General features: G+C 30.0%; 14 protein-coding genes and 1 pseudogene. 12 read left to right on the forward strand and 3 right to left on the reverse strand.

What is annotated here, in order from left to right; translation table 11 throughout:
- Positions 1-35 precede the first annotated feature (35 nt).
- The 5 genes from sgtB (at position 36) to CD116_RS04925 (ending at position 4,693) form a co-directional block, all read left to right on the forward strand.
- The gene (sgtB, locus tag CD116_RS04905) at positions 36-845 is read left to right on the forward strand and encodes a monofunctional peptidoglycan glycosyltransferase SgtB (RefSeq protein WP_000830376.1); all 810 of its coding nucleotides are present in this window, start codon (positions 36-38) and stop codon (positions 843-845) included.
- Positions 846-1,196: 351 nt separating this feature from the next.
- On the forward strand, positions 1,197-2,015 hold the full coding sequence (gene recX / locus CD116_RS04910; protein ID WP_047550450.1) for a recombination regulator RecX: 819 nt from the start codon (positions 1,197-1,199) through the stop codon (positions 2,013-2,015).
- A complete protein-coding gene (locus CD116_RS04915) occupies positions 1,993-2,307 on the forward strand; it encodes a YfhH family protein (RefSeq protein ID WP_000435805.1) in 315 nt (104 codons plus the stop codon). The genes recX and CD116_RS04915 overlap by 23 nt, the downstream gene beginning before the upstream one ends.
- Positions 2,308-2,321: 14 nt before the next feature.
- Positions 2,322-3,839: an ABC transporter ATP-binding protein gene (locus CD116_RS04920; RefSeq protein WP_047531864.1), complete on the forward strand. Its 1,518-nt coding sequence runs from the start codon at positions 2,322-2,324 to the stop codon at positions 3,837-3,839.
- An 8-nt stretch (positions 3,840-3,847) separates the two neighbouring features.
- Positions 3,848-4,693: a membrane protein gene (locus CD116_RS04925; RefSeq protein WP_047550447.1), complete on the forward strand. Its 846-nt coding sequence runs from the start codon at positions 3,848-3,850 to the stop codon at positions 4,691-4,693.
- A 260-nt stretch (positions 4,694-4,953) separates the two neighbouring features.
- Here CD116_RS04925 and CD116_RS04930 read toward each other — a convergent pair whose 3' ends face one another.
- Positions 4,954-5,931, reverse strand: coding sequence for a metal-dependent hydrolase (locus CD116_RS04930; RefSeq protein WP_047550445.1), 978 nt, complete (start codon positions 5,929-5,931; stop codon positions 4,954-4,956).
- Between the two features lie 150 nt (positions 5,932-6,081).
- On the opposite strand from CD116_RS04930, the gene mutY reads away from it, so the two are divergent.
- The 4 genes and pseudogenes from mutY to CD116_RS04950 all read left to right on the forward strand — a co-directional run bounded on the left by mutY (position 6,082) and on the right by CD116_RS04950 (position 10,078).
- The gene (gene mutY, locus CD116_RS04935) at positions 6,082-7,119 is read left to right on the forward strand and encodes an A/G-specific adenine glycosylase (protein ID WP_047531857.1); all 1,038 of its coding nucleotides are present in this window, start codon (positions 6,082-6,084) and stop codon (positions 7,117-7,119) included.
- 294 nt (positions 7,120-7,413) lie between these two features.
- Positions 7,414-7,956, forward strand: coding sequence for a nucleoside tri-diphosphate phosphatase (gene ntdP, locus CD116_RS04940; RefSeq protein WP_000251253.1), 543 nt, complete (start codon positions 7,414-7,416; stop codon positions 7,954-7,956).
- A 278-nt stretch (positions 7,957-8,234) separates the two neighbouring features.
- Positions 8,235-9,971 (forward strand): SAV1866 family putative multidrug efflux ABC transporter, encoded by a 1,737-nt coding sequence (locus CD116_RS04945; RefSeq protein WP_047550442.1) that lies wholly within the window; start codon positions 8,235-8,237, stop codon positions 9,969-9,971.
- An 8-nt stretch (positions 9,972-9,979) separates the two neighbouring features.
- Positions 9,980-10,078: pseudogene (locus tag CD116_RS04950) on the forward strand (hypothetical protein).
- 84 nt (positions 10,079-10,162) lie between these two features.
- Here the strand turns inward: CD116_RS04950 and CD116_RS04955 are convergent.
- Entirely contained in the window at positions 10,163-11,257 is a 1,095-nt protein-coding gene (locus tag CD116_RS04955; RefSeq protein ID WP_001236371.1) for an FUSC family protein, read from the reverse strand.
- A 292-nt stretch (positions 11,258-11,549) separates the two neighbouring features.
- Positions 11,550-12,839 (reverse strand): glutamate-1-semialdehyde 2,1-aminomutase, encoded by a 1,290-nt coding sequence (locus CD116_RS04960; RefSeq protein WP_047550439.1) that lies wholly within the window; start codon positions 12,837-12,839, stop codon positions 11,550-11,552.
- Between the two features lie 80 nt (positions 12,840-12,919).
- Here CD116_RS04960 and CD116_RS04965 point away from each other — a divergent pair, with 80 nt between their 5' ends.
- From CD116_RS04965 to perR, 3 genes are all read left to right on the forward strand, one after another.
- On the forward strand, positions 12,920-13,375 hold the full coding sequence (locus CD116_RS04965; RefSeq protein WP_047427513.1) for a peroxiredoxin: 456 nt from the start codon (positions 12,920-12,922) through the stop codon (positions 13,373-13,375).
- 5 nt (positions 13,376-13,380) lie between these two features.
- A complete protein-coding gene (locus tag CD116_RS04970; RefSeq protein ID WP_047531845.1) occupies positions 13,381-14,331 on the forward strand; it encodes a phosphoglycerate dehydrogenase in 951 nt (316 codons plus the stop codon).
- A gap of 96 nt (positions 14,332-14,427) precedes the next feature.
- Positions 14,428-14,874: a peroxide-responsive transcriptional repressor PerR gene (gene perR, locus CD116_RS04975; protein ID WP_000110011.1), complete on the forward strand. Its 447-nt coding sequence runs from the start codon at positions 14,428-14,430 to the stop codon at positions 14,872-14,874.
- Positions 14,875-15,577 lie beyond the last annotated feature (703 nt).

The raw sequence follows: 15,577 nt of genomic DNA on the forward strand, positions 1-15,577 counted from the left end.
TATACCAAGTGAGTTTTAAAAGAAGGAGCAAACGCATGAAAAGAAGCGATAGGTACCCAAGCTCAAATGAACATATTGAGCAAAAGAATCATGAACCTCACTATAATACGTATTATCAACCAGTTGGTAAACCACCAAAAAAGAAAAAGAGTAAAAGAATACTATTAAAAATACTATTAATAATCATAGTTATTATCGCATTGTTTATTGGTATCATGTATTTTTTATCTACACGCGATAATGTAGATGATTTAAGAAAAATTGAAAATAAAAGTAGTTTTGTATCAGCCGATGATATGCCAGATTATGTAAAAGGTGCTTTTATTTCAATGGAAGATGAACGTTTCTATAAACACCATGGATTTGATTTAAAAGGGACAACAAGAGCGTTATTTTCAACAATTAGTGATAGAGACGTACAGGGTGGAAGTACAATCACACAACAAGTAGTTAAAAATTATTTTTATGATAACGATCGTTCATTTACTAGAAAAGTAAAAGAATTATTTGTGGCTCATCGAGTTGAGAAACAATATGATAAGAACGAAATTTTAAGCTTTTATTTAAATAATATTTACTTTGGGGATAATCAGTATACGATTGAGGGAGCAGCAAACCATTACTTTGGAACAACCGTCAATAAAAATAGTACATCAATGTCTCATATAACAGTTCTACAAAGTGCTATTTTAGCAAGTAAAGTAAATGCACCAAGCGTATACAACATAAATAATATGTCAGAGAACTTTACGCAACGTGTAAGTACAAATTTAGAAAAAATGAAGCAACAAAATTATATAACTGAAACACAATATCAACAGGCAATGTCTCAATTGAATCATTAAAGTAAAATAATAATAAGTCTGATTTTAAATGTATTCTATAGATAGAATTAATCGGACAATTTGAATGATTATAATAGCTTACGAATCCTTTTGATTTATGAATCACACTTACATTTTTCATGTTTGTGTGGTTTTTTTATTGTCATAAAATGGTAAATTAAGTTTGAAACTTCTATTTTAAAATGTTCAATAATATTGAGTCGATGTTTATAAGAGTTTTATTTTGAGTAATATTTTAATTGTAAATTAACTATCAATAAATAATTAAAGTTAAACATTTGCTATAGGAAGTTGCTTGTTGAATAATATAATAGTATATAACTGAAATTAAGAATGTAGTGAGGTGAAAAAATGCCTAAGGTTACTAAAATAGAAGTTCAAAAGAAAAATAAAGAACGTTTTAATCTTTTTTTAGACGAACAATTTGAAATGGGTATAGATATCGATACATTAGTCAAATTTAATTTAAAAAAAGGTCAACAACTTGAAGCTGCTGACATGGCAGAGATTCAAAAGTATGATCATTATCGCATAGGTTTAAATAAAGCAATCCAATATTTATCATATAAAAAAAGAACGGAAAAAGAAGTTGTTCAATATCTGCAAAAAGAAGAGATTTCAGAGCAAGCCATTTCTGAAGTTATTGAATACTGTTATCGTGAAAAATTAATAGATCATCATGATTATGCTGAAAGTTTAAAAAATACAATGATTCGAACGACAGATAAAGGACCTAAAATTTATCAACAAAAACTATACCAACTTGGTATTGAACCAAATATCATTGAAATATATACAGAACTTTATAGAGAACAACAGGAACTTGATGATATTATTCAAATTGCTGAAAAAATATCTAAAACTAAAAAAGGACCACAAACTAAGGTAAAAGAAAAAGTAATGCAATCTTTAATTCAAAAAGGGTTTGATATGGAAACCATTCATGCTGTATTGAATGAAATGGATTTCACACAAGATGAAACGGTTTTAGACGATCTATTACAACGAGATTTAGAAAAAATTTATAATAAAAATCGAAAGAAGTACACGCAACAGAAATTAATTTCAAAAACTATCGAAGGCCTTATGAGAAAAGGATATAATTATGATAAAATTAAAGCTAAATTAGAAGAAAGTGGTATTGCCGATGGAACAGAAGAAATTGAGTGAGATGTCTGAACCAGAACTAAGACACGAAATACAACTTTACAAAGAAAAAATGAGAAAAGCTGAGATGAATGGTATTTTAAATGAATACGATGTATATCAAAGTAAAGTCATTGTTGCCGAAAGTTACTTAGTAGATCGAGAAAAGATTGAAATAGGTAGAATTTATAAATTGACAGATGGTAGTAACCAATACTTTAAAGTTGAAAGATTAAAAGGTATTTTTGCATGGGGATTTAGATTTAATAGTAATGAACCTGAGGAAGGCTTACCTATAGCGTTATTACAATTATAGAAGGATGAAAATAGATGGGAAGTTCAATTGTTTTAAAGTTGCTTAAAGTAACTCACTACTATAGGAATAAACAAAATAAAAAATGGTATTTACCTTTTGGATATGATGCTGAAGATATTGATTTAAACAATATCAGTTTGCATATTTATCAAGGAGAAGCATTAGGTATTATTGGAGAAGAGGAATCTTCTAAAGCACTTGTTGGTCAATTGTTAGCAGGTGCAATTAAACCCGACAAAGGTAAAGTAGTATGTACTGAAGATTTGTTTTACGGTTTTATAGAAGACCAATCGTTAATTCATCAAACTGTAGAAACATATACGGCACAGCTAGTACAACTTTTTCCATACGAAATTAACGATCATAAAGCAGAACAAATTATTCAATATGCACATTTAGGCGAATATAAAACGATGCCTGTCAATCAAATTTCGAAAGCAGCATATGCACAACTACTTCTAAGTATTGCACGATCATCAAAATCAAATATTATTATTTTAAACCATGTCATCGACTATTTACCGCCACAATTTATAGAGCGAGCGATTGAGCTGACAAATGATTATATCGAAAATAATTTAACAATCGTAACAATCGGTGATGATGTTGATAAAATCGCTCAAGTGAGTAACTATATTGCTTGGTTTTCACATGGTCAATTAAGAATGGAAGGTTCATTGAAACAAGTGATTCCATTGTTTAAAGAACATGAACGTGATCGATTAAGTTTAGAATCGGAAGAAGAAATACAAAACTTTGATTTAGATTGGAAAAAGAATCGTACAAGAATCCCAGAAATGACATATAATTTTAAGCGTATTGAACGTTATAATCATGCTAAACCCCCTAAATTTCTTGTGCGTTTTTGGACGATGGCATCTGGAATTATTTGCGGAATTGTATTGATGGTGTTATTGATTTTCAACAATATGGGGATTATTTCGATTACAGATTTTACAAATCGAGCAACGATGCAAAATGAAAATAAGGATCCGTATATCGAAAAATTAGCTTATGGTATTGCATTTAATGGCAGTGTTGATATGCAAGGAGATAAGCAAATCACGATACCGAAATATAGTGTTGTGACGATTACTGGAGAAAATAGTAAAAATTATCGTGTGAATGCAGATGATAAAACGTACTATGTTAATAAAGATAAACTAGAATACTTTAATCCAGCAGGGTTGTATCAAACTCATAGTTTTAAAAAGTTAGCGCCATATATGAAGTCGAATTATAGTAATTACTATGCTTATTTTAACAGCCAATTACATAAAAAACATAATTCTGTTATTAAAACTTTAGTACCTGATGATGATAATCGTTTTGTCGCATCCGTTACACAACAACCAATACAATTACTTTTTAATGACAATAATCAGTTATATGGTTTCGTTTATCCAATCGTTGATAAAAAAGAATTAAAAGATAAGTTTAATATTAATAAAAACATTTGGATTACTAAAGTTGGTAATGGTTATTGTATTGCTAATTTAAAAGAAGACAAATGGATTTATATTGAATTGTAGGTGTAAAGATGCTAGATAATATTATTTTATATTTTAAAAACTTGCCACACACTAAGAGATTCATAATAGAACGATTAAAGCAAAGTTGGAAAAGTTTTCTAATCGCATTAGCTGTATGTTTATTGCTAGTTGTTGCAAGTGAAACGATATTTCATTTTAGTCATTTGACTGATATAAAAGAAGTACGATGGTTATATAGAGTGATTGCGCTAATTGTATTTGGCATATTAATGTATACTATTTATAGTGCCTATCATCATTACATGAATGATTTTTTAGTTGCTAAACTATTTAATATATCTGCAGCAACGCCTGTAGTCATTATGTCTATCATTTGTTTTGTACTCTTGAGCATTATGACAATGATAGGTGCATTAGTAAAACCAGTAAACTTTGAAACATCATTTATAGCATTGTTTTATTTTATTGTGATGGCTACATTATTTGTAGGACTTATATCCGTAACATTTGGTTTAATTCGACTCTTAACTGATAAAATAAACTTAATCTTTTATGGGTATTGTGTATTATGTTTATTCATTTTACCAATTATATTTATTCCAAATCCAACTCATGTATTCTTGAACCATATATTAATGCTTAACCCATTATATTACGTTGTAAATGGCATAACACAATCTATCATTTTTGGTATATCCAGTATGGAAAATATACCATATCATTTATATTTTATTTTGGTGCTATTTTTGGTAGCTGTAGTGAATTTTGTATTAACAAGATATGCAACGCATGCAATTTATATGAAAAAGACTAAAGCGATAAAACAAATTGAAAAGCAACATGATGCAGAAGATATTAATCTTCATATAGACAAAGATGAATCATCAAACTAACTAAAATTTGTATGTTTCCAATACGCTTATATATCAATAATCAGACGCTTCGAATAACAAAATATTGAATGTCCTAATCGAAATATAAATTTCAGAGTTTGATTTTTAATTGGGTTAGATTTTTATTTTGAGTGTTTGTGTTGAGCTACATTTATATTGAAGGATATTAAAAATAACCGATGAGATTATAATCATTAAATGATTTATAACTCACCGGTTATTTTTTGTGCAAAGTTGCTAAAGGCTATCAAATTTTGTAATTATTTAGCATACAATTTACGTTGTAATTTATCTTCAGTAAAAACCCAACCGATATATGAATGGTCAATGATATTATCTTTATTTAAATGAGCAATTGCGACAAATGAATAATGATCATTCTTTAAATAACGTAAATCAATCAACCGAATTTCTGTTGAACCATCGCCAAGTTCAGTAGTTTGCCAACGATAAATGGATGAAAAGTTTAAAAATGTTCGTATATCTTTATTTCCTTTCACTTTCCATAGAATAGAATCAGTAGATAATTTTTGACGTTCAACTTTATCACTAAATACAATATTTCTACCGTATGCTTTTCCGACATAATCATGTGCATCTGTTTGTATTGCAACCCGCCATTCCATAAACTTTAACGTTGGTGCGACAAATACTTTAACAGGATGGTGTTCTTTTTGAATTGTTTTCAAAGCTTGTTGCTTTATCATTGCTCTCATTTTAAATCGAATGATGTAATAAATTATAAGTAATACAATAATTGGAAAGAAAACTGCAAAAGGGTGTAAGCCTAAAATCCATAATATAATACCAATGCATAACACAGTGAAAATAATTGGATCAAAAGTGTTAATTACACTTAGTTGTATCCATTTGTTAGTAATAGGTCTTAATGCCTGTGTACCATAAGAATTAAATATATCTACAAAAACATGTAAAAATACTGCGAGCTGAGCCCACATCCACACATGAAATGGATTTGTACCATTGAAGAATGTGAATACTAAAAACGTAATTAAAATTGGCCATAATATTGTGAAAGGGATAGAATGTGTGATACCTCGATGATGTGAAATATATGTTGCATTGTCTTTTAATTTAAGAACGGTATCCCCGTCAGGAATTAATGAACCAACGATAAGTGTAGTAGCTGTTGCACCGAATGTTGAAGCCATCGCTGGATCTTGAGTAGCAAGTGCCGTAAGCCCAACACCAATTGCGATATGTGTTGCAGTATCCATATCTGTTCACTCATTTCATTTTATTATATATACTATTATAATCCAATTTTGCAAATAACTAAATTAACTTACTTACTTAGCTTGTTTTAATGTACAATAGAAACATTATGAGTTACGTAAATTAATTTAGTTGAGGAAAGGATTTTATAAATGTATCAGGAATCTAGTTTTAAGGAAAATTTGATACACTGGTTTGATGAAAATCAAAGAGAAATGCCATGGCGTCAAACAACAAATCCTTATTATATTTGGTTAAGTGAAGTTATGTTGCAGCAGACACAGGTTAAGACAGTTATTGATTACTATCATCGTTTTGTTGAACGATTTCCTACTGTAGAAGTATTAAGCCAAGCGTCAGAAGATGAGGTATTAAAGTACTGGGAGGGGCTTGGATATTATAGTAGAGCGCGTAATTTTCATACAGCAATTAAAGAAGTACATGAAAAATTTGAAGGATTAGTTCCTGAAAATCCAGAACAGTTTAAAGAATTGAAGGGGGTCGGACCATATACTCAAGCGGCTGTTATGAGTATAGCGTTTAATGTACCACTTGCAACTGTTGATGGTAATGTTTTTCGAGTTTGGTCTAGGTTGAATGATGATTATCGCGATATTAAATTGCAGTCGACAAGAAAAGCTTATGAACAAGAGTTACTACCATTTGTAATGACTGAAGCAGGTACATTTAATCAAGCAATGATGGAATTAGGAGCTTTAATTTGCACGCCGAAAAATCCTTTATGTTTGTTATGTCCAGTGCGAGATAATTGTGAAGCCTTTGATAAAGGTACATTTGAAAAGTTGCCAGTTAAATCGAAAAATAATAGTAAAAAGGTGATTGAACAATCTGTATTTTTAATTAGAAATAAGCAAGGTAAATATGTGTTGCAAAAGCGTAGCGAAAAGTTATTGCATGGTATGTGGCAATTTCCGATGTATGAAAGTAATGATGCAATTCGAGAAATTTCTGATAAATTAAATATGTCAATTCAAACAGTTGAAACACCGATTTTTGAGTTAAAGCATCAATTCACACATTTAACATGGAAAATAAAAGTATACGCTATACCAGGAACTGTTAGTGTTGAAACTTTACCAGATGATATGATTTGGTTTGATTTATCTGAACGTGATCAATATACATTCCCTGTTCCTATGTCGAAAATTTACGAATTTATTAATGGATAATGTTTGGTAGTTGAAGAGCATTTAAATAGTTATATATAGCAATTTTATAAATAAACGTGAAATGTATGAGGTAAAACATGAACATATAAGTAAGTATTTTAAAAAGTAATGTCTGAAATTAATGTATTTAAATTTAAACTTTGAAAATAACTTGGTAACTGTATAATTATTTACGTGTTGGGGTAATGATAAAATAGTAAAATACTATTTTGTAAAAATATGTATTTATATAATACTGTTTCAGAAATATGCTATAATTTATAATGGTTAAATTAACAGAAGGTGGTGTGGAGTATGGTCAGAGAATCCATACCTAAAGAAGGGGAAAACATTAAAATTCAGAGCTATAAACATGATGGTAAAATACATCGTGTATGGTCTGAAACAACAATTTTGAAAGGTACAGATCATGTTGTAATCGGTGGGAATGATCATACATTAGTAACTGAAAGTGATGGAAGAACGTGGATTACGCGTGAACCAGCAATAGTTTACTTCCACTCAGAATATTGGTTTAATGTTATCTGCATGTTTAGAGAAGATGGAATTTATTACTATTGCAATTTGTCATCACCATTTGTGTGTGATGAAGAGGCATTAAAATATATAGACTATGATTTAGATATTAAAGTATATCCAAACGGGAAATATCATTTATTAGATGAAGATGAATATGAGCAACATATGAATCAAATGAATTATCCACATGACATTGATATTATTTTAAGACGCAACGTGGACATTCTTCAACAGTGGATAGAACAAAAGAAAGGCCCGTTCGCACCAGATTTTATCAAAGTTTGGAAAGAACGCTACAAAAAAATTAGACAATATTAAGCAAATAAAGTGTAAATACCGATTAAATCATTTATATTGACTTAGTGATATAAAGAAGTATGATAACTTTTGCTGTCGTGTGGGGACACAGTATCCGTAGATTAAATTGAATAAAACATAACATACGAATAAGACAACGTATTTAATCACATGTATATGACAGAGGTTGAGATATCTTAATTTTAAAAATGTAAATTGTAAGAAGAATTTACATCTACAAATTATGTATCCAACCTCTATTCATTTTTATGCTAATGAATATAATAGGGGGAATATGTATGATTAAGCGATATTTGCAATTTGTTAAGCCATACAAATATCGTATTATTGCAACGATTATTGTTGGGATAATTAAGTTTGGTATACCAATGCTTATACCATTATTAATTAAATATGCAATAGATGGCGTGATTAATAACCAAGCACTAACGACTGATGAAAAAGTTCATCATTTAACTATTGCCATTGGTATCGCATTATTTATTTTTGTAATAGTGAGACCACCAATTGAATTTATACGTCAATATTTGGCGCAATGGACAAGTAATAAAATATTGTATGATATACGTAAAAAGTTATATAACCATTTACAAGCTTTAAGTGCGAGATTTTATGCTAACAATCAAGTAGGTCAAGTAATATCTAGAGTGATTAATGATGTTGAACAAACAAAAGATTTCATTTTAACCGGGTTAATGAATATTTGGTTAGACTGCATTACAATTATTATTGCACTATCCATAATGTTCTTTTTAGATATGAAATTGACCTTAGCAGCACTGTTTATCTTCCCGTTTTATATTTTAACAGTGTATGTTTTCTTTGGAAGATTAAGAAAATTGACGCGTGAAAGATCTCAAGCATTAGCTGAGGTTCAAGGGTTCTTGCATGAACGTGTACAAGGTATTTCAGTCGTAAAAAGTTTTGCGATTGAAGACAATGAAGCAAAAAACTTTGATAAAAAGAATACCAACTTCTTAACACGTGCATTGAAACATACAAGATGGAATGCCTATTCCTTTGCTGCAATTAATACAGTTACAGATATTGGACCAATTATTGTCATTGGTGTTGGTGCATATTTAGCTATTTCTGGATCAATTACAGTAGGTACACTTGCAGCATTTGTTGGATACTTGGAGTTATTGTTCGGGCCTTTACGTCGTTTAGTCGCATCATTTACAACTTTAACGCAAAGTTTTGCTTCAATGGACCGTGTATTCCAATTAATTGACGAAGATTATGACATTAAAAATGGTATTGGGGCTCAACCAATTGAAATTAAACAAGGTCGTATTGATATTGATCATGTTAGTTTTCAATATAATGATAACGAATCTCCAATTTTAAAAAATATTAATTTAAGTATTGAAAAAGGAGAAACAGTTGCTTTTGTAGGTATGAGTGGCGGTGGTAAATCAACTTTGATTAACTTAATACCGAGATTTTACGATGTAACTTCCGGGCAAATTTTAATAGATGGTCACAACATTAAAGATTTTTTAACGGGAAGTTTAAGAAATCAAATAGGATTGGTGCAACAAGATAATATTTTATTCTCTGATACAGTTATGGAAAATATTTTACTTGGTCGTCCAACAGCAACAGTTGAAGAAGTAGTTGAAGCGGCGAAAATGGCAAACGCCCATGACTTTATCATGAATTTGCCACAGGGATATGACACTGAAGTAGGTGAACGAGGTGTTAAATTATCAGGTGGTCAAAAACAAAGATTATCGATTGCTAGAATATTTTTAAATAATCCACCAATTCTTATTTTGGATGAAGCAACAAGTGCACTTGATTTAGAAAGTGAATCCATTATTCAAGAAGCGTTAGATGTGTTGAGTAAAGATCGAACAACACTTATTGTAGCGCATCGCTTGTCTACTATTACACATGCTGACAAAATTGTAGTTATTGAAAATGGACATATTGTTGAAACAGGTACGCATCGTGAATTGATTGCAAAACAAGGTGCTTACGAACATTTATATAGCATTCAAAACTTATAAAGTATTAGTTGTTTGACTTCAGTACAATTTTGTAAGGAAGATTTGTAACAGGATGGTGGGGACAGAACCTAGAAAAAGCAGTAAGAGATTTTCTTAATCGAAAATAATCTTACTGCTTTTTTAAAATTTAATTTCGAGATTCAATATTACTTTATCTCATTGTGGTATTAATTGATAAAATTGTTTTAATGTTATAAATCAAAGTCTTCTTCAACAATTTCAATGTCTGCATCAGATCTATGATATGTGAAAAAGCTAATTCTTATGCGGTCTAAATGCTCTAAATGGTGTCGATACTCTTCGATGGCTGCAACAATTTGCATAACATTGGCAAACGAATATTCCGTTTGATATGGATGATTTATTAACTCATGCTGAAATGTAGACAATAAATCTTTTTTCTGTGGATTATCTAACTCATAATCAACATGTGTCACATTATAACGTGCTTTTTTAGAAAGGCTAGCTAAAATTTGCTCGTGAAAAGCAGTTAATGAATCTAAATCTAATTTGATTTGTAATAGGAAATTGTTATTAAGCAAATATAAGTCGTTTTGATAACGCGACAATTTGTTTAATACTTCATAAGCTTGTCTAGTCGTCTGAACTACTTCTCTGAAAAGTATTTTCTTTCTATTCTGTTGGTGAATATGTTTTTTTGTAATAGGACGTTCTTCGCTATAGTAATCATAAATTTTCTCTAACTTTTCGACACGTTGTTTTAAATTATGACTGTCTTGTTTAATATTATTAAACTCCGTCGTATCATTTAATACTAATTTAAACCACATAAAAATATCTGAGGATATATTTAATGAATTATAGTAAATTTTTGTTTCAAATTTAGGTGGTAGAAACACAAAGTTAACTAGAGATGAACTTATGACACCAATCATTACAAGTACAAACCTGTAAAAGGCGGTAATATAGAAAGAACCGGTATGTTGTCCCATAATGATTAATGCTGTTACACTCGCCAAAGTAGCAACATGTGCTAAATTAAATTTAAATAAAATAGCAATAAGTACTATGACAGTAACACCCATAATGATAAAATTATCACTAAAAATTGTTACCATTGTAACAGAAAGTATGGCACCTATAATGTTACCCAATGCTTGATCAGAAACTGTTTTAAATGAACGATAAATACTTGGTTGCATTGCAACAACAGCACTGACACCAGCTAAGGCTTTCAGACCAACATCATCCGGTAGTAAAGAAGCGATAGACATAGCTAAAATAATGGCTATACCAGTTTTAAAAATCCGAGCTCCTAGTCTCAAAAATAATGACGCTCCTTTTAAATTTATTGAATATCTAATATTCGTATTCATTACTGTTATACACTTACTAGTTACAAAATTCAAGCTTATTTATAGTTGTTAAAATAAATCATACATAATTCTAATAGGGGTGTAAAACTCTAGTTAGAGATTAAATGAGACTATAGTTGTAAAATAAAAACTCACATAGTGACGTATCAAGTTAAATCATTAATAGTTAACGATATAAAATGTATCTACTATGTGAGCATTTGTTATATTTTAATCGGATTAAAATATACTTCTTGAAAAATTATTTCATTTGACTAAAAGCATAATCTGCAGCTTTTAAAGTTTGTTTAATATCTTCTTCTGTATGTTCAGTTGTTAAGAACCAAGCTTCAAATTTAGAAGGTGCCAAATTGATACCTTGATTTAACATTAATTTGAAAAATTTACCGAACGCCTCGCCATCAGAACGTTCAACTTGATCGTAATGAGTGACCTTTTCATCTGTAAAGTACAATGTTAAAGAACCATAAATTCGATTAATTGTAGCTGTGACATTATGCTTTTCAATTAATTTAAGTAAACCTTCTTCTAGCTGTTGACCTAAACTATCTAATTTTTCATAAACACCGTCTTGTTCTAGTACTTCTAGTAATGCAATACCTGCTTTCATTGATAACGGGTTACCAGCCATTGTACCAGCTTGATATGCAGGTCCTAGAGGTGCTACTTGTTCCATGATATCTTGACGTCCGCCATAGCCTCCAATTGGTAAACCGCCGCCAACAATTTTACCAAATGCAGTTAAATCAGGGATAACACCTAATAAATCTTGAGCCGCACCATAATGGAAACGGAATGCAGTAATAACTTCATCATAAATCACTAGTGTTCCGTTGTTATGTGAGATTTCATTAACTTCTTCTAAAAATCCAGGTTGAGGCATTACCATTCCAAAATTACCAACAATTGGTTCTACTAATACTGCGGCAATTTCATCGCCCCAAAATTCAATTGCTTCTTTGTATGCGTTAATATCATTGAAAGGAACAGTAATGACTTCTCGTGCGACGCTTTCTGGAACACCAGCTGAATCTGGAGAACCGAGCTGAGATGGACCACTACCTGCTGCAACTAATACTAAATCAGAATGGCCATGGTAAGAACCAGCAAATTTTATAATTTTATTTCTTTTAGTATATGCACGTGCAACTCGAATTGTTGTCATGACAGCTTCTGTTCCAGAATTTACAAAGCGAATTTTCTCAAGAGATGGAATTGCTTGACGTAATTTTTTGCTGAAATCAATTTCTAGTTCAGTAGGTGTACCAAATAATACACCCTTAGCAGCTTGTTCTTGAATCGCTTGAGTAATATGAGGATGCGCATGCCCCGTAATAATTGGACCATATGCTTGAAGATAATCAATAAATTTATTGCCATCGACATCGTATAAATACGCACCATGTCCTTCTTTCATAACAACAGGTGCACCGCCACCTACCGCTTTATAAGAACGTGAAGGGGAATTGACACCGCCTAGAATATATTCGTTTGAAAGTTGTTGTAAACGTTCACTTTCACTAAAATTCATTTATATCAACCTCTTTTAATTTAATATTTTCACCTAATATCGTATCATAAAATTATTATAACGAAGAAAAAGGTGATTATATGTTGCAAAAAGGAGAACAATTTCCAATATTTAAATTAGAAAATCAAGACGGAACCGTCATTACAAATGATACATTAAAAGGTAAAAAGGCGATTTTATATTTTTATCCTAGAGATAATACACCTACTTGTACTACAGAAGCTTGTGACTTTAGAGACAATTTAGAAATGTTCAATGATTTAGACGTTGCAGTATATGGTATAAGTGGTGATTCAAAGAAAAAGCATCAAAATTTTATTGAAAAGCATGGTTTGAATTTCGACTTATTAGTGGATGATGAATTTAAATTAGCTAAAGAAACTGGTGTGTATAAATTAAAAAAATCATTTGGTAAAGAAAGTATGGGGATTATAAGAACGACTTTTGTGTTAGATGAAGAAGGCAAAGTCTTAGATGTTATCGAGAAAGTTAAAGTTAAAACACAAATAGAAGAACTTAAAAACATTTTGGGGTGACATTTATGAAAGTTGTTGGGTTAAATCGTATGCGTGAGGTTGAAACTGAATTACAACAACGCTTTTCAGATATTGATTTTAAATTTTATAAAAAAGCATCGGAGATTCCTGAGAGTGATTTGACAGATTTAGATATATTAGTTGGTTATGATGGCAATATCAATGAGTCATTTTTACGATGTTGTCCCAATTTAAAATGGATCGCATGGTTTGCAACTGGTGTAAATACATTACCGTTGGATTATATTTCGAACCAAGGCATACTTTTAACTAATGGTAAAGGTGTTCAAGCTAAACAATTATCTGAATACATTTTAGCTTTCATTTTAGATGATTATAAAAAGATGAAACTATCATATGATAACCAACGACAACATATATATGATTCGAAAATAACTGGTAAACGCCTATCAGGACAAACAGTTTTATTTTTAGGTACAGGTGCAATTGCTACTAGAACTGCGAAGTTAGTAAAAGCATTTAATATGTATTTGGTTGGTCTGAGTAAATCGGGTCAAGACAAAGAAGAGTTTGATGAGATATATACTATTGAATCACTTGAAAGCACATTACCAAATGCTGACATTGTTATAAATGCTTTACCAGAAACTCAAGAAACGATTCATTTACTAAAGAAAAAACATTTTGAATTAATGAAAGATGACACACTTTTTATAAATATAGGACGAGGTAGCATAGTCAAAGAAACGCTATTAATAGAAGTGTTAAAAAATAGAGATATTCGACATGCATATTTAGATGTGTTTGAAAAAGAACCTTTAAAACCTAATCATGAACTATATGAATTGGAAAATGTAACCATCACAGCACATATAACTGGTAATGATTATGAAGCAAAGTATGACTTATTAGATATATTTAAAAACAATTTAGTTAATTTTCTCAATAAGGGAAATCTAATTGAGAATGAAGTTAATGCTAAAAAAGGCTATTAAATGAAATCTGTATGTAAATATTGACACGCGCGCAATACTGCAGTTATATTTATAGTAAGTAATAATAATTATTATATAAGAAAGATGGTGATTTAGATGAGTGTTGAAATAGAATCAATTGAACATGAACTAGAAGAATCAATTGCTTCATTGCGACAAGCAGGTGTAAGAATTACACCTCAAAGACAAGCGATATTACGTTATTTAATTTCTTCACATACTCATCCAACAGCTGATGAAATTTATCAAGCACTTTCACCTGATTTTCCAAATATAAGTGTTGCGACGATATATAATAACTTAAGAGTATTTAAAGATATTGGAATTGTAAAAGAATTAACATATGGAGATTCATCAAGTCGATTCGATTTTAATACACATAATCATTATCATATTATATGTGAACAATGTGGTAAGATTGTCGATTTCCAATATCCTCAGTTAAATGAAATTGAAAGATTAGCTCAGCATATGACTGACTTTGACGTAACACACCATCGAATGGAAATTTATGGAGTTTGTAAAGAATGCCAAGATAAATAATTTAACTTTGGTAGTATGACAAATTAAACAGACGTTAGCCTACTTTTATATAGTAAGCGTAATATATGAGAAGTTAAGCAACATGAAAGTTGTTTAACTTCTTTTTATGTTTACTATGAAAACATAATTTAAATAGAAGGAAAGAATATTCGAATTGGGGAAGTGGTGTTAACTATTAATAAGTATCCGTTATAAATAAAACTAAAAAATGTTCAAGCGAAAGTATACTAAATAACTATTCATAAAATGAGAGAAGTTTGTTGGTAAAACTGAAGCAAAAAAGCATAAAATAGCATAAGAAATTACACTTTTAATACATATAGTACTTACGAATAGAAAATAATCCCTTCAACAGTAATTTTTAAATAAAAATAAGTGTTGTTTTATGTTGACTCTATTAGAATAACTTGATATTATATAAAAGTCGTCAAACGGCACTAATATTTAAAAAACAAATGTTTTAAGTTAATGATTTAAAATATTAATAAAGTGTAAATTTGACTATTGAAATTCCGACAAATACATAATAAAATAATATTTGTTGAATTAATTGAGTTAGGAAATTTATTTTTTAGAAATAAAATATTTAAAAATAATTCTTGACTTACAATAACTTACGAGTTATAATTAAATCTTGTAAGTGATAAACGAACATTGAAAACTGAATGACAATATGTCAACGTTAATTCCAAAAACGTAACTA

Origin of the sequence: Staphylococcus schweitzeri (assembly GCF_002902405.1) — a bacterium.
GTDB lineage: Bacteria > Bacillota > Bacilli > Staphylococcales > Staphylococcaceae > Staphylococcus > Staphylococcus schweitzeri.